Below are 22,437 nucleotides of genomic sequence, written 5' to 3'. Positions count from 1 at the left end.
CGCCGGGAGCGGCACGCCGGGTGGGACGGTGTGCCGGGGGTGGGGCGCCGGGAGCGGCGCGCCGGGTGGGCTGCACGCCGGGTGGGGCGCCGGGTAGGCTGCACGCCGGGTGGGGCGCCGGGTAGGCTGCACGCCGGGTGGGGCGCCGGGTAGGCTGCACGCCGGGTGGGCTGCACGCCGTGCAGCCCTACTTGCGATGATCTTGACATTTATGTTATACTAGGACTGTATCCCGAATATAAGCTGATCGTAGCGCTCTGTAACACCCGCGCTTTTGGTGTTGCGATATTTTCCCCATAAACATCGCCGAATCGGCGTCGCTTTTACATCTTGGTTCTCACTTTTATGCAAGTTCCAACCTTCACAGCATTTATTGCCTTTCTTCATCACGCTTGATCCACAGCTATGGATGGTGTGTATGGATTTAGTATCATTCCCCCAATCTATTCTTGTTGTTCTAAGGAGCATGAGTCGTGATGACGGTAGCTGAATTAGAAAGTAAAACCCTCGCAGATTTGCGCGAGATAGCACGAAAATATGACATCTCAGGTGTTAGCTCGCTGAAAAAACGTGAATTAATCGACAAGTTACTCCAGGTCCAGATGGCAACCGTCGCACCAACGACAGACACGGAAACAATTTACAGCGACGGGATCTTAGACATTATGCCGGAAGGGTTCGGTTTTTTGCGCGGCAATCGGATGCTACCCAGCCCAGAGGATGTCTACGTTTCCCAATCACAGATTCGCCGCTTTGCCTTACGGAGTGGTGATCGGATCTGGGGACAGATTCGCCCACCCAAGGAAAACGAGCGCTACTACTCACTGTTACGTGTGGAAAAGATAAATGACCAAGACCCCGAAACGGCACGTAAACGGCCGCTGTTTGATCAGCTCACACCGATTTTTCCCAACGAACAGATCAAGTTAGAAACCGAACCCAACCTTTTACACACTCGATTAGTCGATCTGATTGCGCCCATCGGACGCGGCCAGCGTGGCCTCATCGTTTCACCACCGAAAGCCGGCAAAACAATGCTGTTGAAGGCAATCGCCAACGGCATTACGACCAACTATCCTGACATCCATTTGATGGTGTTGTTAATCGGTGAACGACCTGAAGAGGTCACCGATATGCGGCGTTCGGTACGAGGTGAGGTGATTTCTTCGACCTTTGATGAGCCGGTCGAAAACCACACGAAAGTCGCCGAAATGACGCTTGAACGGGCGAAGCGGCTCGTTGAGATTGGTCATGATGTCGTGATTCTGATGGACTCCATCACCCGGTTAGCCCGTGCCTACAACGTTGCAATGCCCCCGAGTGGGCGCACACTATCCGGTGGTATCGACCCAATTGCGCTCTACCCGCCCAAACGCTTTTTTGGCGCCGCACGCAACATCGAAAACGGCGGATCGCTCACGATCATCGCCACCTGTCTCATCGATACCGGTTCACGGATGGATGACGTCATTTACGAAGAGTTTAAGGGCACCGGTAACATGGAGCTACACCTCGACCGGAAGTTGGCCGAAAAACGGATCTTCCCGGCGATTGACATTCAACGTTCTGGCACGCGCCGTGAGGATCTCTTACTCAACCCCGAGACGCTCCGCCAAGTGTGGACGTTGCGCCGTATGGTGAGTATGCTCGGTGAAAATGAAGGCACTGAGCTGATGCTGACCCGGATGGCGAAGACAAAATCGAATGCCGAATTCTTGCAAACGTTGAGCAAAAGCTGAAACATGCTTCCCCCGGACTACGTACATGTATCGAGTCCGATCGGTCACCGTTTTTCGCTAGGAGGTTGGTAAATGAACTGTCCGAATTGTGGCGCATCAATTACCGCCGGTGCGCGCTTTTGTACCAACTGTGGCTTTCGCCTATCGACGCCAGTGCAAAGCGCACCACCGCCGCTCGTCCCACCATCGGGTGAAGCCAGCAGTATGGCCGACGTCTACGATAATCGTCCAGGTGAACGACTCGATCTCCCCGAACCGCCGGTTGTTGGTACGGGCGTGGGAGCTAGTGGTCTCCGCTTTAAGATCATCGGAACGACTATGCAGGCAGTAGTGCTTGAGGTACCACCTGGTCAGACGGTCTTTTCCGAGCGCGGTGGGATGAGCTGGATGAGTGCAAACGTCCAGATGCAGACCAATATGGAAGGCGGGCTTGGTGGAGCGTTCAAGCGCATGTTCTCCGGCGAGTCGATCTTTATGGTTAACTTTACACCACAAGGTGGACCGGGGATCATCGGCTTTTCGGCAGAGTTTCCGGGCAAGATTGTGCCACTCAACCTTGCACCGGGGCAAGTTATGATCTGTCAGAAAGATGCCTTTATGTGTGCCGAGCGGAGCGTTTCGCTCGACATTCACTTCCGACGTAAGCTCGGTGCTGGGTTGTTTGGTGGGGAAGGCTTTATCATGCAGAAATTGACCGGGCCGGGACTAGCGTTTGTCGAGCTTGATGGAGAGATCATCGAATACACGCTCGAAGCCAATCAGATGCTGAAAGTCGATACCGGCCATGTCGCAATGTACGAGCCAACAGTGCAATTAGACATTGAAATGGTGCGTGGATTTAAGAATATTCTGTTCGGTGGTGAAGGGCTGTTCTTGACAACTCTCCGCGGGCCAGGGCGAGTCTGGTTGCAGACAATGCCGGCGATGAATTTAGCGAAGAAGATTGCCCAGTACTTGCCAACATCGAGTGGTTCGAGCAGTGGAGGTGGTATTAACTTGGGAAGCCTGTTTACAAATGATTAGGTACAAGGTACTACCCCGCTGCGATGATACGGGACATTGCAACCAACCCCTGCACTGTTCACCCCCTCTCCATAGGAATACGAGAGGAGGTGAATGTGCGTTGTGGTCTGTCGCGTTCTGAGTCGGTTACGACTAGAGATAGTAGCCCAGAGCGAGACACAAACAGCCCGCCGATAAGCGGGCTGCACGAGCATTGTTCCCGGGCTGGCTGAGCGAGCAGTAGCTAGACGAGATTGACCAGCTCGTTCGCCGTGCGCCGCATATCGAGGAACACCAAACCAAGTTTGGCCCGGCTTTGCGCCAGCGCGGTTAATACCGCTTCCTCACCGATAGCCATTAGGATTACGTACCCATCTTCACCACGCACAAAGACCTGATCGAGCTGCCCGCGTTTTAACTCGCTGGCAATTCGCTCACCGAGCGAGAGCATTGCTGCGCTCATCGCCGAGACACGATCCTCTTCGACATCTGCCGGCAGCGCCGAAGCCATGATGAGGCCATCGACGCTAACCACGGCGGAGGCCTCAATATCGGGTGTGTTCATCGACAGGGCCTTCAGGTGCCGCACCATCTCTTCGGTTCTGCTTGCCATTCATATCCTCCTTAGAGGCCGTCAGCCAGTTCGGGAAAGGAACGAAATCGTGTGGGCCTTGACACCGACTAGTGCAGAACTAACATCTAGACGGCCTACACGCCGATTATTCTACTACATCTTTGCACGCACGGCAACTAGGTTTGCCGTTTTGTGTCGCTTCCTTGTTACAGACACTTGCAGAATCCGCTGATATTGTAAGAGGTTTTGCACATTTGGTCAACTAGGGAGTGAAGCGACTATGCAAGATTTCGGTGGCCTGTGAGACTGCCTGTTCAGGGGTAAGTAACCCACGCACCGCACTGAGATGCATATCGGCCAGAGTTGTCCAGACGAGTTCGTTGGTCAGTCGATCAGATGGTATCGGCAGACCGTGCTGAGCTTGGGCACGAAACGCTCGTGCCGCAGCCAACTGTATTTGATCATCGAGATCGGTATCACTAAGCTGAAGCGCAAGTTGGGTAGGCTGGCGATTGACAGCCAGCAGCACCCGTTGGCTAGATGGCTCAATCATAAAACGCATAAACGCTTGAGCGGCAGTTTGTTCGGCCTGATCGGTAAGCCGGGCGTTCATTACAATGACATCGGCTTGCACGTAAGGTTGCGGAAGGCGATCGGTTGCACCTAACCGTGGTAAAGGCAAGACACCTAGTTGATCGTTCCAAATTGCGCGATATTCAGCCTGGGCATGCGCCCAATCGATCGCCATAATTGCGTCACGTGATTGGAGCACTCGATCAACCACCACACCATCGAGTGTGGCTAACAACTGTTCATCGCGGTATAACTGACCGAGCCATGCCAGCCAACGCTCTGTGCCTTCCCGCCCACTATCGCCAAGCACTAACGTGCCATCTTCATCAAAAATACGCCCACCGAATGCGTAGAGATAACCAATCGTGCGATCTAATGACAGATTGTAGGCCAATCCCCAAACCGGTGGCACCCGATTGCGATCGGTCAAAGCTCGCCCGGTCTGCAACAGCTCTTCGATAGTAGTTGGTGGTTGCAAGACGTTAGCACGGTTGTAGTAGAGAGCCAATGTATCGAAGCTGATAGGTACGCCAACGAGTGTTGGTTGACCGTCAACGGTGACTTGGGCCGACCCGACGGCAGTAGGTAACAGGCTAGACAATTCACCAGCTGCGATCACATCATCGAGCGGGCGAACAACCCCGGCATCGACCAAAGTGCCAAGGGTATGGCTTTGGACGATTGCCAAATGCGGGCCACCACCTTCTTGCACGGCCATCACCAGATCGGAAGGTAGCGACACTGCCGGACGAGCTTGGACGATAATTTGCCACTGCGGATGGGCTTGGTTAAACTGTTCGACAAGCGTTTGTAGCACACGTCCTTCCGTTGCCGGCCACGCATGCCACAGACGCAACACCGTTCGGCCTGCTTGAGCCGACGGTACGCTCGCCGGTGATGCTGCACATGCCGTGAAGGCTAGCAACCAGCCCAATAGTAGAAGACGGAATAAGAACCGTTTTTGCACAACGTCCTCGCACGATGAGACAAGCGCTTTCATTATAACAGGATGCATACGCGCCAGCGGTTCCACCCATGCCGAGCGCTGCCCGACCTGTATCAATGCGTATCAGTCTTCCGTCCGATTGACAGAATTGCCGATCGGCGCTAGGCTGGTATTTCAGCTATTAAAAGGAGGTATTGGCATGCGCGTCGGGCTTGACTTCGGCACGACCAATTCCAGCGCTGCTGTGTACGACGGCGAAACACTGCGCCTGATCGATCTTGATCCGATCAATACACAACCGGCAATTCTCCGTTCGGCTCTTTTCATTACCCGCGAAGGTGTGCCGTTTATCGGTCGTGAAGCAATTAATCGCTTCAGCGAAGGCAATGTCGGTCGCGAAATTGAGTACGTCTGGAAGTATATCGGTGACGCCGAACTAACATTTGCGGAAAGCGGCACGGTGACGCAAGCGCTGTACGTGAAAGTGGATGCCAATGCGCCGGGCCGACTGTTTCAGTCGCTGAAGAGTAGCCTGCGCGACCGCAGTTTTCAAAAGACCAATGTCTTTGGCGTCTACTACACATTAGAAGAGTTGATTGCGCTCGTCTTGCGTATGATTGTCGAGCGTATCGAGCAACAGCTTGGCCGGCCGATTAGCCATCTGGTGATCGGGCGACCGGTACATTACGCGACCGATCCGGCGAGTGATGCACTGGCGTTCCAGCGGATGCAAGCGGCCTGCCGACTAGCCGGTATCCGGTCGTTCAGCTTTCTGGAAGAGCCGACTGCGGCAGCGCTGTCGTATGCGCGCACCAACCGGCGCGCGCAACGGGCACTGGTGTTTGACTTTGGCGGCGGTACGCTCGACATTACCATTATGGAACTCGACGAGCACGGACGGCCGACCTTTTTAGTCACCGACGGCGTACCGGTTGGTGGCGATCTGCTTGACCGCCGGATTGTGATGGGGCGATTGCTGCGTCATTTTGGGGAAGGGGCAACGTTAGGGCCACGGCGATTGCCGTTCCCCAACCACGTACTCGAACACCTGAGCGAGTGGCAATCAATAATTGACCTGACTCAGCCTAAATATCTGGCAATCATTGATGAAGCAGTCGCTATCAGCGACCGTCCGCACGAATTGCAGGCGCTACGCACACTGGTGCGGAAGAATTACGGCCTGCCGATGTACGAGGCGGTAGAACGAACGAAGGTGGCGCTCTCGCAAGCCGAACGAGCAACGTTCATGCTCGATATGGGCGAAACAATAGTGCGCGACGAGATCCCGCGCTGGGACTTCGAGCGGCTGATCGGCCCCGACGTGCGTGCGGTTGAAGCCTGTATTGATCGAGCTTTGAAGGCAGCCGGATTGCGACCTGAGCAGATCGATGTGGTGCTACGGACCGGCGGTAGTTCGCGAGTACCACGCTTTGTGCGGATGCTCAGCGAGAAATTCGGTGCCGAGAAACTGCAAGAGATGGATGTGTTCACGAGCGTCGCGGCAGGATTGGCCATCAAGGCGGCCGACGACTAAACGACCGGCGTTCTTGTCACGTCGCGCGGCAGTGCAATTTCCCGCCGTGTTACCCGGTTCATCTGCGCCACAGCCGTATGACACGCCTCCCTACCACATTCACGGTCTATGGATTGCCATGCGGCTCTGGATAAAGATTTGGCGATGAATAGACCCATCGGGAAACATGTGATTTCATTATGTACTCTATTACTATATATTGATAACGACCTTCCAATACAATACATTTGGTTATACTATAGTTCCATGCTCTGGATATATTGAGTACAGCAATGATCTCATCCATAAGGTGTTGAGACATGAACCTTACTCACCACAATAATGCGTCCGCCCCCATGGTCCAATGGCCGTTTGGCACAGCCAGTTTTGACGAGATTATCCACTTGTCAGAGGTACTCGCCACCCATCACAACAGATCGCTCAAAGACAATTTTAACCACCTATTTCAACAGATCGCTCAAAGACAATCTCAACCACCGCCTCGCGAGCATAGGTATCGGCAACGACAGCGTGATGCTCGTATAAGCGGTCGAATTCAATGTAAGCAAGGCCACTTACACAGTGGTCTTTTCGCCAGAAGGTCAGCGTTTACTATCGCTACGCAAAGCCACTATTAATGAGCAATGGTCAACTCCCAATTCTGGTGAATGTGAAGGGGCAGATTGTGAAAATTGATCGCATTTCCTAGCATGCGTCGCTGCAGTGGCATTACTGACTACGATGGTAGTGGCAGCAGCACACATCATCGCCACTGCCGCTCTCGTCCATCGGACTAAACAGATCAGCCAAAATGTGAACTGATTGATTACAGCGCGTCAGATCGATCAATGGACCAAGATTGAGCGTATTTTTTATGCGGCACGCGAACTCTGCGCGCGACCGATTGATCAAGAAGCACAGATGAACTGTGGCGGATGCGCCACGAGCTACGCGAGCTGCGTGTAGGGCTACGCCGGGAATGGTAAGCCAAAATTGAGCAGGTGACAGTGGATGCGCCTCCAGGTTGATCAACTGCTTCACCAGCGCTTTGAGTGGCTCTTACAGAATCCGTTGATCCCGCAAAAGTATAAGGATGAACTACACAGGAACGGTAAACTACCTCCCGTTGAGTGGCTTTTGCAAAATCCGTTAATTCGAGCCTTGCTCACCCAAAAACAAAAGGAGGTGACGCAGGCGTTCGATCAGACCTTACACTACCCGCTTCTGATCGAACTGAGCTAGCGGCTAGAACATGTACTGGCTGTTGCCAGCCAAACCGAGTGGGAGTTTTGGGAGACGCTCAGGGATGGGTGAACACGGTCGCGAAGGTTGTGCAAACTATTGCCGAAAAAGGCCAGCAGATCGACTTTCGGTGTTGGTTGATTGAACCATACAACGAGATAATCGAGCGATATCGCCAACTCGGTAATCGGCACTACACAGCGCTTAGTTAATGGAGAGGCTGTTTACCCGCTTTAACAGCTCCTCGTTTAACAGTACGATCGTCATCGCTACATAGCGCTTAGTTAATGGAGAGGTTGTTTGCCCTCATCTCCAGTCCCGCTTTCGCCTGGTGGGAGTGGGACGCTGATGGGGCACACGCCGCAATTGCCACTTCCCCTCGCCAGACGTTAAACGCTCTCATGACAACCCTACCCTCCCACGTAACACCACCGATTATAATAGGCGCGAAGTTTCTATGTTGGAGCGCCTATGACTTTTCAACAGCAACTTGATGAAGCTATCGAGGTCTTGCGAGCCAGCGCTGCGCTTGGGCCGGCGATTGATGAGATTACGGCCCTAGCGGCAGATGCGCTGCTGGCCGGTCACACGCTCTACACTGCCGGTAATGGAGGCAGTGCCGCCGATGCGTTGCACTTGGCCGAAGAATTGATCGGACGCTACCGTCACAATCGCCGGCCTTTACCGGCGATTTGTCTTAACGCCGATATCGGTGCTTTGACCTGTATTGCCAACGATTTTGGCTACGATGAAATCTTTGCTCGCCAATTGGCTGCTCTTGGTAAAGCGGGTGATGTCCTTGTAGTCTTCAGTACCAGTGGCAATTCAGCCAATATTCTCAATGTCCTGCAAGTTGCGCGCACAAAAGGTGTGATCAGTATCGCGCTCCTCGGTAAAGATGGGGGCACAGCACGCACACTCGCCGATCATGCGCTAGTCGTACCGAGCTACAACACTGCCCGAATTCAGGAAGTACATACCCTCATCTTGCATGCTATCTGTGAGGCGGTCGAGCAGCGGCTTACCGATGGAGATGATTCGGCGCAGATATAGGCAGTGACCGGTGACTAACATAGCAAGGCAGATGTTGGGTTGACACCGCCATAGGAACTCAAAATGTCAATTGTTCTGTATCAGTAGCAAAGAGGGAACTATGAACCGCATTCTTGTCACCGAAAAGATCGCCACCGAAGGTCTAGATGTCTTACGCCAAGCAGGCACCGTTGATGTACGGCTCGATCTCGACAAACCAACGTTGTTATCGATTATCGGTGAATACGACGCCCTGGTGGTACGTTCGGCAACCAAAGTTACCGCCGAGGTGATTGCTGCCGGTGAGCGGCTACGGGTGATCGGACGAGCCGGCACCGGTGTCGATAACATCGACGTGGAAGCGGCTACGCGGCGTGGTATCGTCGTTGTTAATGCGCCGGCATCGAACAACGTCGCCGTTGCCGAATTGACCATTGGCTTGCTGCTTTGTCTCGCCCGTCGTATTCCGCAGGCGCATACCTCAGTGCAAAGCGGGCGTTGGGCACGGAACGATTTTATCGGCTGGGAAGTGCGGAACAAGATGCTTGGCCTCGTTGGGTTGGGGCGAATCGGTTCGGAAGTAGCACGCCGGGCACGGGCGATGGAGATGGAAGTGATCGCTTACGACCCGGTTGTCTCGTTCGACCGCGCCGAACAGTTGGGGGTCACATTGGTAACGCTCGATGAGCTGGTGCAGCGCAGTGATGTTGTCTCCTTACACGTTCCGTTAATCGAAAGCACGCGCAACCTCTTCGACCGCGAGCGGATCATGCAGATGAAGCGTGGCTCGTACTTAATCAATGCGAGTCGGGGTGGGATTGTTGACGAGATCGCACTGGTCGAAGCACTCGATAGTGGTCATCTGGCCGGAGCAGCGCTCGACGTGTATGCGCAAGAGCCGCCGCCCGCCGATAGCCCGCTAATCGGGCATCCAAAGGTCATCACCGTGCCGCACATTGGGGCATCAACGAAAGAAGCGCAACTCAGTGCCGGCACCGAGATGGCTGCCGGTGTGGTAACAGCGCTCACCGGTGGGACGCCACGCTACGCCGTGAATGCGCCGTTTGTGGCTCCAGAGGCATGGAACGTATTGCAACCGTATCTGAATCTAGGCCGATTGCTCGGTACGCTGGTCATGCATCTGGTGAAGGAACCGGTGCGCAGTTACGATCTCGAATTGGGTGGCGAACTGGCCGAGATGGATACACAGCCGGTTCGGTTGGCCGTGTTACAAGGTTTGTTAGCCGTGAGCAGCATTGAGCGGATCACACCGGTAAATGCACCGATCATTGCCCGCGAGCGCGGTTTGCGCATGACCGAGCGCGTCAGCCCCGAAGCAGAAAACTATGCCGGCTTGATCACGCTGCATGTGCAGACGAGTGAGCGGACCCGCACGTTTAGCGGTACCGTTCTACGCGGCGAACCGCACATTGTGCAAATGGATGGTTACTTCGTCGATTTTGTACCGCGGGGATCACTCTTGATAACCTATCATCACGACCAGCCGGGTATGATCGGGAAGGTCGGACAATTGCTCGGCACAGCGGATGTCAATATTTCGGGTATGTATGTTGGCCGGCGTGCCCCTCGTGAGCAGGCGGTGATGATTTTGACCCTTGATGAGCCGGCGCCGCCGCAGGTCATGGAACAAGTCGCGGCTATTCCGGGGATTAATGCGGCGTTTAGCGTGACGCTGTAGAACCCTCATTCCACCCCCTCTCCCGATGGGGAGAGGGGGTGGAAGGTCCGCAATGACCTGCTTCAATCCGTTTTCCCGTGGAGAGAAGTCGGTCTGTACCAGCGTAGGTGGGGTGCGGCAAGCTGCCCCCTTCCGATAAGAGGGATGACGTTCATATCCCTAGGGGAGAGGGGGAGCCCTCACCGCATAGAGGCCATTTAGGCCACACTCTCGGCTTCGACCAGAGCTTTGGCGGGTGCAGCCAAGAGGCGGCGATCGAGGCGGAACATCGTTACGATGCCGAGTGCCTGCACGACAGCTAGAGCCGCCAGCAAGACGAAATAGATCGGTGAGAACTTCTCGATCAAGCCATTCTGCACCAGACCAACGTGCAGGAAGAACATGCCGAACACGAACAGGCCAACTGCCGGGCAGATCAGGCCATACGTCGCTGGGCTACGCGACGGACCGTTGAGGTAGGTACGGAAATAGCCCACTCGCCGTAACACTGACCAACCGAACAACCCCACGAACAGTTGCAGAGCGAAGAAGAAGGCGGTGATCAGCAGACGATGCGGTGCATCGATATGTAGCTCGAAGCCGTTGTGGAGACCGTGACTGATGCGCAATATTGCGATGCCGATGAGTGTAAGCAGTGGGATCGGCAGCCACAGACTCGTCCCTGCCTCGACGGCTAAGCCGGTGGTCAGCATGGCACGCACTCCCAACACGAGCATCACGACTGCCACCACGACCGCCGCTGTGATGTAGAAGATCGCACCAAGGATTGACAGGCCAATTGTGAGTTTTACGTTGCTCATCGCTGCCGGGGCAGCTAAGCCAACGCCGACCATCGCGAAGGCGAACGCTGCCTGCATCTGCGTCAAGTGGTTATTGCGCGCGCAGTCGAAATGGCCATTGGCCACAGCGCGGCCAAAGATATCGGCAAACATGCGCAGCGCGAGCACACCCACTGCAAAAAATGCCGTCATTGCGAAGGGGAAGAGATACTCGACGACATTCCACAGACCAGGCACAAAGACCGCACCGCTGACAAACAGCACGTTAATCGTCATTGCCAACGTGAGCGGCAACGCCATCAGGGTCACTGCGCCGTTGGTTTCGCGCAGTTGCAAATAGGCACTGCTGCGGCGGAAATGAGCAAATTCGCTCAGATTCCAGATGAGCGACTGGAAGTGGCGGATAGCGAAGAGTGCAACCCCAACCATCGCTAATAGCAAGAGTGCTTGCCCGATCAGATCCGATTTCGCCCAAAGGGCGACAATGCTGTCAAACGTCACAATGGGCGTCTTCGGATGAGGAACGAGAAAGTTTAGCCAGATGAAGAAGGTAACAGCCATACCACCGTTGCCAAGTGCCGCTAAAAAGTAGGTCGGCACATACCGCTCGCCGAGCGTCCGCAATCCCGTCAAACGACCGATCAACTGACTCATGATTGAGCAACCTCCTCTTTGTCAAAGATATTTTGACCTTTTGCCCATAAGATGCAACATATTGGTTTGAGGTTACATAGTTCAACTAACAAATGTGGTGGGGTATCGTGGGGGCTAGACTCTCGTCGGCACGTATTCGTGGAATACGTATCCTCAACAAATCACTCATATGTCCTGGAAAAGCAACGACGCTGCGCAGTGTTACTATCACAACGCTGCACCGATAGGAACGAAGGGCGATTGATGCCGGTCGCGCGAACGGACCGCAATCACCGCAGCCATTACGCACGGACGATGAGCGACACAAGCGGTGGGGCATGGTGCACCCAGCGCGAAGCCACGATGAAATGTCTTGGTATACACCGCGGTACCGCGGATCGCTTCTCCCTACCGAGCCGCCGGTGCTCAACCTACGGCTGAGACTCAGAGATCGAACCTAGACGTGCCTGGAGTATGATGCTGTGCATGATTGGGGCCACACCGCAGCGAGCCATTGCGAACGGTTGGCAATTGCATCTGGCCTCCTCGTGGCAAGTCCGACCGATAACGGCGACACTCCGAGAACAGTGGATGCTCTGGAAGGCGGGAACGTGACGCCTATCAGCTACGATTGCGCAGTGCAATTGGGGCAGGAACAGAACGTTGGATTCATTTGCGCACTTCTGGAGAAAGAAGATGGTCCCATATCGTGAGGTGCAACAAACTAACTTACCCTGTTACCACCTCTCACCAAAGCGTAGGGAGCCGGCATGCAATGGAAGAGGTGGTAGGGGCCACCGTAGAGACACGATACGCTGCGTCTTTACTACAACGATATGGCACGCTCCATCACGGTATGGTGCCCCATGATAGGGATAATGACCGGCGGCCACGGGCAACGTGCTGCGGTGCAGGTGGCGCATTCACCCAAAGCAGTGCTGTTATCGTGATGGCTGAAAGGAGACACCATATGCACGTCGCCCCAATCACAAACGGCTCAAGGAAGGTGAGATAGAGCGAGAAGAGCGTACCGGCCAGCGCCATCACGACTAACGCTTGACGGGCAAGGCGAAGGAGCGAAAAGCGATCGAGCAGTCATGCCACGATGATCGCAAGATAACCAGCCAAACCTATCAAGCCCACCGGAACGCCGAACAAGCGGGCATACGGGCTTTGGTGAACGGTATTGCAATCGCCGACCGGCCCACAGACTGCACGCTGCTGGTTCAATTCGACGAAGGCCAGATAGCCGGCCAAGACTACTCCTACCGCCGCCAACGCCGGGATCCAGCGCGAGCGGGTGACGGGCAACGGACGGTCAAAGGGCCAGCGCAGGCGCGTAACAGCGACAAAGAACGCAATCGCCATGCCGGTCAGCACCAGCAGCGCGAGCGTATTGGCAAACGGATCGCGGCTGAATGGCGACGATGCCGATGGTGCAACCGGCGCAGCGCCAGACTCAAACGTCGCCGTCAACGGCTCGATACCGGGGATGGCCGGCCATGCATTTCCGCCGGCGGCTAGGGCTTGCTCGATCAAACCGGGCAGCCGGGTAGGAATCTCATCGCTCCCAACCAGATGGGTTTGACCAAAGAACAGGGCCGGTACGCCTTGCCGGTACGCAGCGACAGCAAAGGTTTGCAACGCTGCGCTGTACAACGACTGACCAGCAGGAGTCGACACATCAATCGTGAGAATGTGCAACTGGCTGCCATAGCGGGCCTGCAATGGCGGCAACACCTCATCGAGCACAGTGTGGCAATGCGGGCAAGTGGGCGAATAGAAGAGCACGGCACGTACAACGAGCGACTGCGCGAACGCTGACGATACGCCGAGCACGGCAATACACACCAACACGGAGAGCCATGACAACCTCCTTTCAGCACTACGTGCATAATATTGGTTGCCATGGCTGGTGACTAGCGCAAGTCACCCAACGAATAAGTACAAATCACGCAACCTAGCCCAACGGCGTATAGATGGCACCGCGCGGTGTCAGTTGGCTGCGGAAAAGGATGGGGCGCTCGCTCTGCCAAGCGAGTGGTTGTAGCGACACTGTGGGCAACGCCGCGCGGAGCGCGCGCAATTCAGCCGGTGTTGCTTCGGGACGGGAACGGGCAAGGGTGATGTGAGGGGTAAACGGACGCGGATCGGTAGGCAATCCAACCGACTGAATAACCCCGGCAAGGGACTGGTAGAGGGTCGCTAAACCGGCCAGATCACCGCTGAGACCAACCCAAACGACGCGCAACGAGCCGGTTGGTGGAAAACACCCCAGCCGGTCAAGGCTGAGGCGCAAAGTGGGCGCGGTGATAGCGCGCATTCCGGCGAGCAACGGTTCGACCAGCCGTTCCGGCGTCTCACCCAGAAAGTGGAGTGTCAGATGCATGCCGACCGGGTCACTCCAACGGACAGCCCGGCTATGCATGCTTAGGCGCATCTGTACATCGCGCAGCTCACGGCGCACCTCGTCCGGCAAATCAAGCGCGATAAAGAGGCGCATTGTGGGTTCAGACGATGAGTCGGGCATAGGACATACACTCATTGGTAACTCTAGTAATCGGAGAATATTGTACACCATCAAGCAATACTCTGCCCCTACGGTGCCCCTACTGCCGCGGTACCCGGTTGCCGGTTCATTCCCGGTGGGGGTGTGCCCCGTCTCACCAATCCACCACGATGGCAGCCGTGCCTCACCGCGCCTACACCGTGCCTCATCACACGTAGGGGAACCGCACCGACAGGCCGGTATCCGTCACGTTACCGCAAGGGCACAGCACCGCTGTGACCCTACTGAAGCATTGCTACCAACACTTGCCGCCAAACCTCAATCGGCTGCGCACCGGCCAGCAGCCGGTTGTTGATGAAGAAGACCGGCGTACCAAAAATGCGCAGGGCATGCGCTTCGCTCACGTGGTGGGCAATGACGGCTTTGGTCTCGGCGCGTTCGGCGCAGGCCCGCAACGCTGCCGTATCGAGGTCAAGCTCGGCAGCGATGGCGTCAATGCGGCGCTGTGCGCTGGCCGCGTCGCCTTGCCACGCCTCGCTGTTAGCAAAGAGGGCATTGTGCATCTCCCAGTAGCTACCCTGCTCGCCGGCGCAGATCGCCGCCAGCGCAGCCCACTCGCCTTGTGGACTGGTAACCGGCAAGTGCTTGACAACGTAGAAGACCTTTCCGGTCTCAACGAATTCGGTCACCAAAGCGGAAAAGGTGAGCTGGTGATAACGGCGACAGAAGGCGCAACCGAAGTCGGTGAATTCGACGATGGTCACCGGGGCATTGGGATCACCGAGTATAGCGTAGGGTTCGGCGCTGAGACCGAGCTGCGCCATGCTCACGGTGAGCACACCACTATCGGTGATGAGCGGCGTGGGCACCGCGGTCATTGAGGGGGTTGGTAAGGGGGTTTCACCCAAGCGGATAATGCGCGCCGTTGGCTCCGGTGCTGCCGGCAGTTCGGGAGTGACGGTCGGTAGGCGGTCGAACACGGGTGAGGGTGTCGGAATATTCGCTGTTGCTGCACAACCGGTAAGAACGATACAGAAGGCAAGGATGAGCGCACGAGCGTGGAGTGATTTGGATTGACTGCAATGATACGTCATTGCGTAAACCTTTGTTCATTACATGAGAAAGGCAGGCGGCAGCGAAGCATACCACACCTTATCAATATCCATTTCCAGCACGCCAAGGGTAATGGGGAGCAGAGTCGCTCTTTCTGGTGTCCCGTAGGAAGACGGTTCTGTTTGGCATTGTGAGAGGATGCAGTTCCCGAAGCAATTGCTCAAGGCGAGCAAGGCCATGTGCGGTAAGTTCACCATCGCATAGCTTGCGCCGGTGTCCTACTCACTCACCGGCGCAGCAACGAGACCCAACTCACGCAGCACTTCGTCCATGTGCTTGACGAGCACAATCTCCAGTTGTTCTTTCGCTTCAGCGGGCACCTCGCGCAGATCGATCTCATTCTCTTTCGGTAACAAGACTTTACGCACACCGGCCCGCTGCGCTGCCAGGAGCTTCTCTTTCACCCCGCCAATCGGCAAGATTTTGCCGCGTAACGTAACCTCACCGGTCATCGCAATGCGCTTATCCACTTCACGTTTCGTCAGCGCCGAAATGAGCGCACTCGCCATCGTGATACCGGCTGAAGGGCCGTCTTTGGGAACGGCGCCGGCAGGCACGTGAATGTGAATATCGCTCTGCTGGAAGATCTCGGCTTCGATACCTAGCTCAGTAGCACGCGAACGGGCGTAAGTGAGGGCAGCCCGTGCCGATTCTTTCATCACATCACCCAACTGACCGGTAAGGATCAGTTGGCCGCTCCCCGGAATTACGCTTACCTCAACGAAGAGCACATCGCCGCCGGTGGGTGTCCATGCGAGGCCGGTGACAACACCAACCTCATTCTCGCCGAGCAGTGTCTCACTGCGAAAACGCGGTGGGCCAAGCAGATCATCGAGATCGTCCGCATCAACTTGCGCCGGTATCTCTTTGCCTTCGGCCAACCGAGTAGCCATCTTGCGATAAACCGCTCCGATACGCCGTTCGAGATCGCGTACCCCGGCTTCGTGCGTGTACTCGCGGATCAGCCGTTGTAACGCAGCCGTCGTCAATTCTGGACCGCGTTCGGCTAATCCCTGTTCGTTGCGCTGACGTGGGATCAGGTAGCGTCGTGCGATCTCCAGTTTCTCTTGCTCGGTGTAGCCGGCCAACTCCAACAGCTCCATGCGGTCAAGCAGCGCTGGCGGGATGGTGTCGGCACGGTTAGCTGTGCATACAAAGAGTACCTTGCTGAGATCAAACGGTACATCAAGGTAACGATCGACGAAAGCGACGTTCTGTTCCGGGTCAAGCACTTCGAGCAGCGCTGCCGCCGGGTCGCCCTGAAAACCGATACTCAGTTTATCAACTTCATCGAGGAGCAAGACCGGGTTGTTGCTACCGGCGCGGCTGAGGCCCTGAATAATCCGTCCGGGTAAGGCACCGATGTAGGTACGGCGATGACCACGGATTTCGGCTTCATCGCGCACGCCACCCAAGGCGACACGCACAAATTTACGCCCCAATGCGCGGGCAATGGACGCCCCCAGACTCGTCTTACCGACACCGGGTGGACCGACGAAACAGAGGATCGGTCCGCGGGTTTCGCCACCGGCACCCGCTTCTTGGCGAAGTTTTCGCACGGCAAGGTATTCAATAATTCGCTCTTTGATCCGCGCTAGATCGTAATGATCCTCGTCGAGGACCTGCCGCGCCTGTGTAATATCGAGATTGTCTTCGGTACTAGCGTGCCACGGCAAATCGAGGATCCAATCGAGATAGGTACGCGCTACCGTATACTCGGCCGCACCGGGTGGCATACGCTCAAGCCGCGATAGCTCGCGCTCGGCCTCTTGGCGAGCTTCTGCCGGCAGATTGGCCTCCTCCAACCGCCGTCGCAGCTCGGCGATTTCGGCAGCATGATCATCGGTCTCACCCAATTCACGCTTAATCGCTTCAAGTTGCTGGCGCAAGACATATTCACGCTGATTCTTCGAGACCTCTTCCTGAGCTTTCCGCCCGATCATCAAGATTTCACGCTCACGTTCGAGCAGCCGCAACACGTGCTGCAACCGCTCGGTGACATCGAGGATGTCGAGCACGGCCTGCTGATCGTCGAGACTCAGGTTCAGATTGGCCGCAATGAGGTCGGCCAGCATGCCGGGATGGGGCGCATTAGCGGCTGCAATGGCTAATTCATCGGGCAGATTAGGACTCAGCTCGACAATTTGCTGAAAACCGGCCAGTGCTGCCCGCGCCAAGCCCGATGTCTCCAGTGATGTTTCGTGCGGATCATGGGAGATGCTCACCCGCGCCTGCGGATAGGGCTTAATCGACACCCAGTGTTGTACCTTGATCCGCGCCTGCCCTTGCAAAAGCAGTTGAACCCCACCCTGCGGCAAACGCATCATGCGCACGATCATTGCCGCCGTACCGGTGGACGCTAACATTGACGGTTCAAACTCCTCGCCGGCCTGCACGCGACGAAACACACCGATCATCTTCGTTGACAGTGCTGCTTCATCGACCAGACGTACCCATGCGTCGCCACTGACGACCAGTGGCAAAAACATACCTGGGAAGAGCACTGCATTATTGATCGGCAGAATCGGCAATAGTTCAGGAATATCTGGCGTTACTGGCCGTTGGACAACGTTCGCTTCACTCACAGTTATTCTCCCTCCGCTACCGGAATAACAACCTGCCGCCGTGAACGTCCGGCAAACGGTAGTCGGATTTCCAGTAGCCCATGGATTGAACGGGCACTGGTGCGATCAGGATCGATGGGTCGCTCAAACGGCACTTCAATCTGGAACACACCGGCAGCAATCTCCATGCGGTGCAAGCGGCGCAGGCCTGCCGGTAGCGCCAGTTGGCGTGCTCCGGCGATCCGGACCAGTTCTGGGTATGCTTCAATCTGCAACGTTGCCGGATCCACACCGGCTAATTCGATCACCAGCACCATTTCGTGCTCGGTTTCGCAAACGTTAATTGGCGGCGACCACGGCCGAGTATCGAACTGAGCATACGGCCACCGGCTGCGTAAAATACGAATGTACGAAGCATCGCTCATTGTTCAATTCCTTTGCTTTACGGTTCGAGGAGAAATGATTGTTTAAAGAGTTCATAACGGCGTTTAACCTGTCGCACACGCCAACCAAGTACAAGTAAGACTACCCCAATGGCTATGAAGAAAATCGCTGCTAAATAGGCCAACAACTCAGGCCAAATGATCACAGCCACACCAAGCGCAATGAGCGCCAGACCCTGCGACAAATAAAACCACCATAACGCCGATAGTTCGGCGGTGAGATAATCAAACGGGCGAAAATCGATTCGATACATCGTTATAGACCTCCTTCAATAGAAACGAGTGCGCGTTACTCGTACCAGTCCGCGTCAACCCATGTATTCACGCCATCAAAAGCTCTTCGGTACGCCAATTCGGCGCGCAGTCGAGCGATTTCGCGTTGCATCGCCAGCATACGCCGGCGCATATGTAAGATCAGATCAACGGTATCGGTCGCTACACCGAGATCGTCGATCAAGCGTCTGATCCGGCGAAGTTCATCGAACTCAGCCGCCGGCAACTGAGGAAAAGGATGGATGTACCCCACATCGGCCAAATACTGCAACACCGGCACTGGCAACCCGGTAGCACGTGCTAATTCCTCTAAACTCATCCGTCGCACTAACATAGGCGTCGGCTCCTTGTGTGTTTACGACGACAATTCGGCTAGCGTCACCGGGACAATCTGCTCACGACCATTACGAATAACGGTTACTTGCACCGTTTCACCCACTTGGGTTTCGGTTTCGAGATAGACCAATAGCTCCTGGCTGCTCGTGATCGAGCGACCGTTGATTGCCACGATCACGTCACCCCCAACCGGCAACATCCAGTTTCCGACTCGCACTACCTGCTGCGGCCCCCGCAAACCGGCTCGGGCAGCCGGACCACCTTCGACCAATTCGGCAATGAGTAACCCCTCTTTGATTGGCAAATTCATACCGGCCCGCTCAAACAGCGCAGCACGTTGCGGCGTCAGTTCGATCACGCGCACTCCCAACGATGGGTGCGGATAGCGCCCTTCCCGGATCAACACCGGTACTACTCGCTGCACTGTTCGCGCCGAGATAGCAAAGCCGATGCCAGCATTGGCCCCACTGGGACTGAGAATGGCCGAATTAACCCCGATTACACGGCCTGTCAAATCGAGGAGTGGTCCACCCGAATTACCGGGGTTAATGGCCACGTCCGATTGGATGACCTCGCCGATGAAGCGCTGGTTCGGACTCTCGATGACCCGTCCAAGCGCACTGACAATTCCAAAGGTGAGGGTACGTTCAAGACCAAACGGATTACCGATGGCGAGGACAAATTGACCGACATACACCTGCGTCGAGTCACCGATCGGCAGTGGCCGAATCTCATCGACCGGTGAAGCGACTTTAATCACGGCCAGATCGTTCGATGGGTCACTGCCGACAATCTTGGCCGACACAGTACGTCCATCGGCGAGTGTTACTTGCAATTCATCGGCATCGGCCACCACGTGATAGTTGGTGACAATATGGCCTGCGGTATCGTAGAAAAAGCCTGAGCCACTACCCTGGCGGGGCACCGGATTAAAGAAAAAGTCGTAGCTGATCGAGCGACTGGTGATATTTACCACACTCGGCCCAGCCTCACGATAGACGGCGGCGATCTGAGCTTCCAGATCGGTCGCGGTCATTGGAATAATCGTGGGCATGGTGAACGTCACCGGTGTTGGCGATGGCGCAACCGCCACGGTTTCTCGCCGATCATTCACCAGTGCTGTCCATACGAACGCACCGGCAATAACCAGCAGCAAGAATAGTTCGAAGAATAACACCATTCTCCGACCACGACCGGTTCGTTCCGACATAGAAAACCTCTTCGTTACCATTACAAGGCGGCTTACAGCCGTAAGCCTACCGCCCAACCGTTCTGCGGTTTCGCACCAATTCGCGCAACGTATTCAATTCCGCATCGCTCAATGGCTCAGGCAAAACCAATTTCACCCGCACAAACAGATCGCCGCGTTCTGTCGGATTTTCTAACCGCGGCATCCCCTTCCCACGCAATCGGAAGACCTTATCAGCTTGGGTACGTGGTGGAATCTTCAGGGTTACCGTACCATCAATTGTTGGCACACGCACCTCGCCACCTACTGCGGCAGTAAAGGCATCGACCTCGATAGTCGTCATCAGATCATCGCCGTCGCGCTCAAATTGCGGATGTGGTTCGACTTCGACAACCAGATACAGGTCACCCGACGTGCCACCGGCAATACCGGGAGCACCTTGCCCGCTCAACCGCACCCGCGTACCGGTACGCACGCCACGCGGAATCCGGGCCTCGATCCGACGGTCACCGACCTGGAGGGAGCGCGTTGTACCGGAGAACGCCTCTTCGAGAGAGACGGTCACCGGCACTTCGAGATCGCGTCCGCGTGCCGGACGGCTTGGCCGGCGGAATTGTGGCTGACCGAAGATCGAACTGAAGAAGTCGGAGAACGGGCTATCGGCGCCAAATAAGTCTTCCAGGTCTTCGGGAGAGACGTTGTAGGTATAGACCTGTTGGCCAGGCGAAGCCTGCCACTGACTCCAGTTAAACTCACCGCGACCGCCGCTACGCTGCCAGCGTTGATAGTACGCGCGCAACTCGTCGTACTTGCGGCGTCGTTCCGGATCACTCAAGGCTTGATACGCCTCGTTGATCTCTTTGAAACGCTCTTCGGCTTTCTTATCGCCCGGATTGACATCAGGATGGTACTGCCGCGCCAATTTACGGTAGGCTTGTTTGATAGCCTGTTCATCAGCATCCGGGCTGACGCCTAAGATAGCGTAATAATCTTTGAATTCCATAGTAGTTCGACAACGATGAATTGAAATTATGTATCGGATTCAGAGACGGCGTGTGACGCCGCCTCTGCGAGAGCAGTCAATAGCGCGAAACTATCACCAACGCAACAGACCGGCCAAACCGTTCAGATCACGTAGTAACCGCTCCTCTGCCGGTCCGGCGGCAAACTCGAGTCGCGTAGCGTATGCTGCACAGATATCGACCAGTACATCTCGTAACGGCACCGATTGCGGTTCACCAGCAGCATGCAACAGCATCGCTTGCTCACGACTACCGGCCAGCAGGCCATCGTCGGTCATCCAGACGTCGGTATTAAGATGCCATGGTGCTACCAATACGCTCAGCCGTCCCTCTTGCAACATCGACAACGTGGGATCGATACCCCATACACCGGGTTGGCGCGTGATCTGGTCGAGCAACTCTTGCTCGTGCGCCTGTTCTACCTGCTCGAGGATCGGCCCGACTTTGGCAAGAACATGGGCAAGCGACGCATCAGGATGGGGTAAATCTGCCACATGAGCAATCACCATCTGACGGATGGTGCGCGGCAAGAGATCGGCAAACTGCTTGGTCGCCTCTTCACGACCGAGCAATACCAAACGGCGCAGACCGAAATGAGTCATAGCCCGTTCGGTCAGTTCAGCGAGCCGTTGCAGATAGCGAGTGGCGATATTTTCCATCCGACGCGCAAAGCGGTCGCGATTCCCCATCGCCTGTGTACGCAACCGTTCACGCAAACGGTGTGGATCGAACTCGCTAACTTCACGCCACAGCTCGCTCTCGACATTGCGGAACACATCGGTATACTCAACGATTTCGCCAAGGAACACCTCAAAGAAGCGCCAACCCTCGCCACGCAACCAGACAATGGCGGTGCGCTCATACTGGTCGAGCGCATATACAATTGGTGCAATATATGGCTCACCCCAGCGTGCCTCGACCCGACCGTTGGTCAAATCAAGCAACGGTAGGTCGATATGCAACGGCAAACGGGTAATCGTCACCGTCGAACTCCTGGCTTCGGCCACCGGCGCCGCCGCGAAGAGCGCTAACGTGCGTGCTTCGGGCACCATCTCCGCATCGAGCGCTGCCAGTACTGCCTGTTCAATATCGGCCGGAGCCGCCAACGCCTTTACCGCGTTACGCGCCCGCAACGCCCACGCTCGTCCGGCATTCTCAGGGTTGGCCGGATTGACCGCTACGTATAACGAGAGAACCGGCGGCTGCAATTCACCCAATTCGGACCGAATCTGTTGCACCATCTCGCGATCGATCAT

General features: G+C 55.8%; 18 protein-coding genes and 1 pseudogene. 5 read left to right on the top strand and 14 right to left on the bottom strand.

What is annotated here, in order from left to right; translation table 11 throughout:
• Positions 1-476 precede the first annotated feature (476 nt).
• Positions 477-1,739: a transcription termination factor Rho gene (gene rho / locus AC01ZF_RS11895; RefSeq protein WP_428112301.1), complete on the top strand. Its 1,263-nt coding sequence runs from the start codon at positions 477-479 to the stop codon at positions 1,737-1,739.
• Between the two features lie 72 nt (positions 1,740-1,811).
• On the top strand, positions 1,812-2,762 hold the full coding sequence (locus AC01ZF_RS11890) for a TIGR00266 family protein (RefSeq protein ID WP_424676672.1): 951 nt from the start codon (positions 1,812-1,814) through the stop codon (positions 2,760-2,762).
• A 223-nt stretch (positions 2,763-2,985) separates the two neighbouring features.
• Here the strand turns inward: AC01ZF_RS11890 and AC01ZF_RS11885 are convergent, their stop codons facing one another.
• Both AC01ZF_RS11885 and AC01ZF_RS11880 read right to left on the bottom strand, forming a co-directional pair.
• Positions 2,986-3,354 carry a roadblock/LC7 domain-containing protein gene (locus tag AC01ZF_RS11885; RefSeq protein WP_322487898.1) on the bottom strand — a complete coding sequence of 123 codons (369 nt, stop codon included), beginning with the start codon at positions 3,352-3,354 and terminating at the stop codon, positions 2,986-2,988.
• Positions 3,355-3,577: 223 nt separating this feature from the next.
• A complete protein-coding gene (locus AC01ZF_RS11880; RefSeq protein ID WP_428112298.1) occupies positions 3,578-4,855 on the bottom strand; it encodes a sugar ABC transporter substrate-binding protein in 1,278 nt (425 codons plus the stop codon).
• 178 nt (positions 4,856-5,033) lie between these two features.
• On the opposite strand from AC01ZF_RS11880, the gene AC01ZF_RS11875 reads away from it, so the two are divergent.
• On the top strand, positions 5,034-6,368 hold the full coding sequence (locus AC01ZF_RS11875; protein WP_424676674.1) for an Hsp70 family protein: 1,335 nt from the start codon (positions 5,034-5,036) through the stop codon (positions 6,366-6,368).
• Positions 6,369-7,076: 708 nt separating this feature from the next.
• Here AC01ZF_RS11875 and AC01ZF_RS11870 read toward each other — a convergent pair.
• Complete coding sequence (locus AC01ZF_RS11870) at positions 7,077-7,379, bottom strand: hypothetical protein (RefSeq protein WP_476575373.1); 303 nt, start codon at positions 7,377-7,379, stop codon at positions 7,077-7,079.
• A gap of 681 nt (positions 7,380-8,060) precedes the next feature.
• Here AC01ZF_RS11870 and AC01ZF_RS11865 point away from each other — a divergent pair.
• Together AC01ZF_RS11865 and serA are read left to right on the top strand one after the other, a co-directional pair.
• Positions 8,061-8,642, top strand: coding sequence for a D-sedoheptulose-7-phosphate isomerase (locus AC01ZF_RS11865; protein ID WP_424676675.1), 582 nt, complete (start codon positions 8,061-8,063; stop codon positions 8,640-8,642).
• 100 nt (positions 8,643-8,742) lie between these two features.
• Positions 8,743-10,320, top strand: a complete 1,578-nt coding sequence (gene serA / locus AC01ZF_RS11860; protein ID WP_476575372.1) for a phosphoglycerate dehydrogenase — start codon at positions 8,743-8,745, stop codon at positions 10,318-10,320.
• A gap of 197 nt (positions 10,321-10,517) precedes the next feature.
• On the opposite strand, the gene AC01ZF_RS11855 is transcribed toward serA, so the two are convergent.
• The 11 genes and pseudogenes from AC01ZF_RS11855 to AC01ZF_RS11805 form a co-directional block, all read right to left on the bottom strand.
• Positions 10,518-11,753 (bottom strand): TsoY family (seleno)protein, encoded by a 1,236-nt coding sequence (locus AC01ZF_RS11855; protein ID WP_428112295.1) that lies wholly within the window; start codon positions 11,751-11,753, stop codon positions 10,518-10,520.
• Between the two features lie 828 nt (positions 11,754-12,581).
• A pseudogene (locus AC01ZF_RS11850) lies at positions 12,582-13,415 on the bottom strand (vitamin K epoxide reductase family protein).
• Positions 13,416-13,692: 277 nt separating this feature from the next.
• Positions 13,693-14,262 carry an RNA 2',3'-cyclic phosphodiesterase gene (gene thpR, locus AC01ZF_RS11845; RefSeq protein ID WP_424676678.1) on the bottom strand — a complete coding sequence of 190 codons (570 nt, stop codon included), beginning with the start codon at positions 14,260-14,262 and terminating at the stop codon, positions 13,693-13,695.
• A gap of 260 nt (positions 14,263-14,522) precedes the next feature.
• Entirely contained in the window at positions 14,523-15,335 is an 813-nt protein-coding gene (locus AC01ZF_RS11840) for a DsbA family protein (protein ID WP_424676679.1), read from the bottom strand.
• Between the two features lie 237 nt (positions 15,336-15,572).
• Positions 15,573-17,939, bottom strand: coding sequence for an endopeptidase La (gene lon, locus AC01ZF_RS11835; protein ID WP_424676680.1), 2,367 nt, complete (start codon positions 17,937-17,939; stop codon positions 15,573-15,575).
• Positions 17,940-17,941: 2 nt separating this feature from the next.
• Positions 17,942-18,343, bottom strand: coding sequence for an Hsp20/alpha crystallin family protein (locus AC01ZF_RS11830; protein ID WP_424676681.1), 402 nt, complete (start codon positions 18,341-18,343; stop codon positions 17,942-17,944).
• Positions 18,344-18,360: 17 nt separating this feature from the next.
• Positions 18,361-18,615: a hypothetical protein gene (locus AC01ZF_RS11825; RefSeq protein ID WP_424676682.1), complete on the bottom strand. Its 255-nt coding sequence runs from the start codon at positions 18,613-18,615 to the stop codon at positions 18,361-18,363.
• A gap of 35 nt (positions 18,616-18,650) precedes the next feature.
• A complete protein-coding gene (locus AC01ZF_RS11820) occupies positions 18,651-18,968 on the bottom strand; it encodes a chaperone modulator CbpM (protein WP_428131562.1) in 318 nt (105 codons plus the stop codon).
• A gap of 21 nt (positions 18,969-18,989) precedes the next feature.
• Entirely contained in the window at positions 18,990-20,180 is a 1,191-nt protein-coding gene (locus AC01ZF_RS11815; RefSeq protein WP_424676684.1) for a S1C family serine protease, read from the bottom strand.
• Between the two features lie 46 nt (positions 20,181-20,226).
• The gene (locus AC01ZF_RS11810; RefSeq protein ID WP_428112290.1) at positions 20,227-21,162 is read right to left on the bottom strand and encodes a DnaJ C-terminal domain-containing protein; all 936 of its coding nucleotides are present in this window, start codon (positions 21,160-21,162) and stop codon (positions 20,227-20,229) included.
• Between the two features lie 93 nt (positions 21,163-21,255).
• A complete protein-coding gene (locus tag AC01ZF_RS11805) occupies positions 21,256-22,437 on the bottom strand; it encodes a VLRF1 family aeRF1-type release factor (protein ID WP_424676686.1) in 1,182 nt (393 codons plus the stop codon).

The organism is Chloroflexus sp. (genome assembly GCF_056331925.1).
This window is presented reverse-complemented; position numbering and strand designations above follow the sequence as displayed.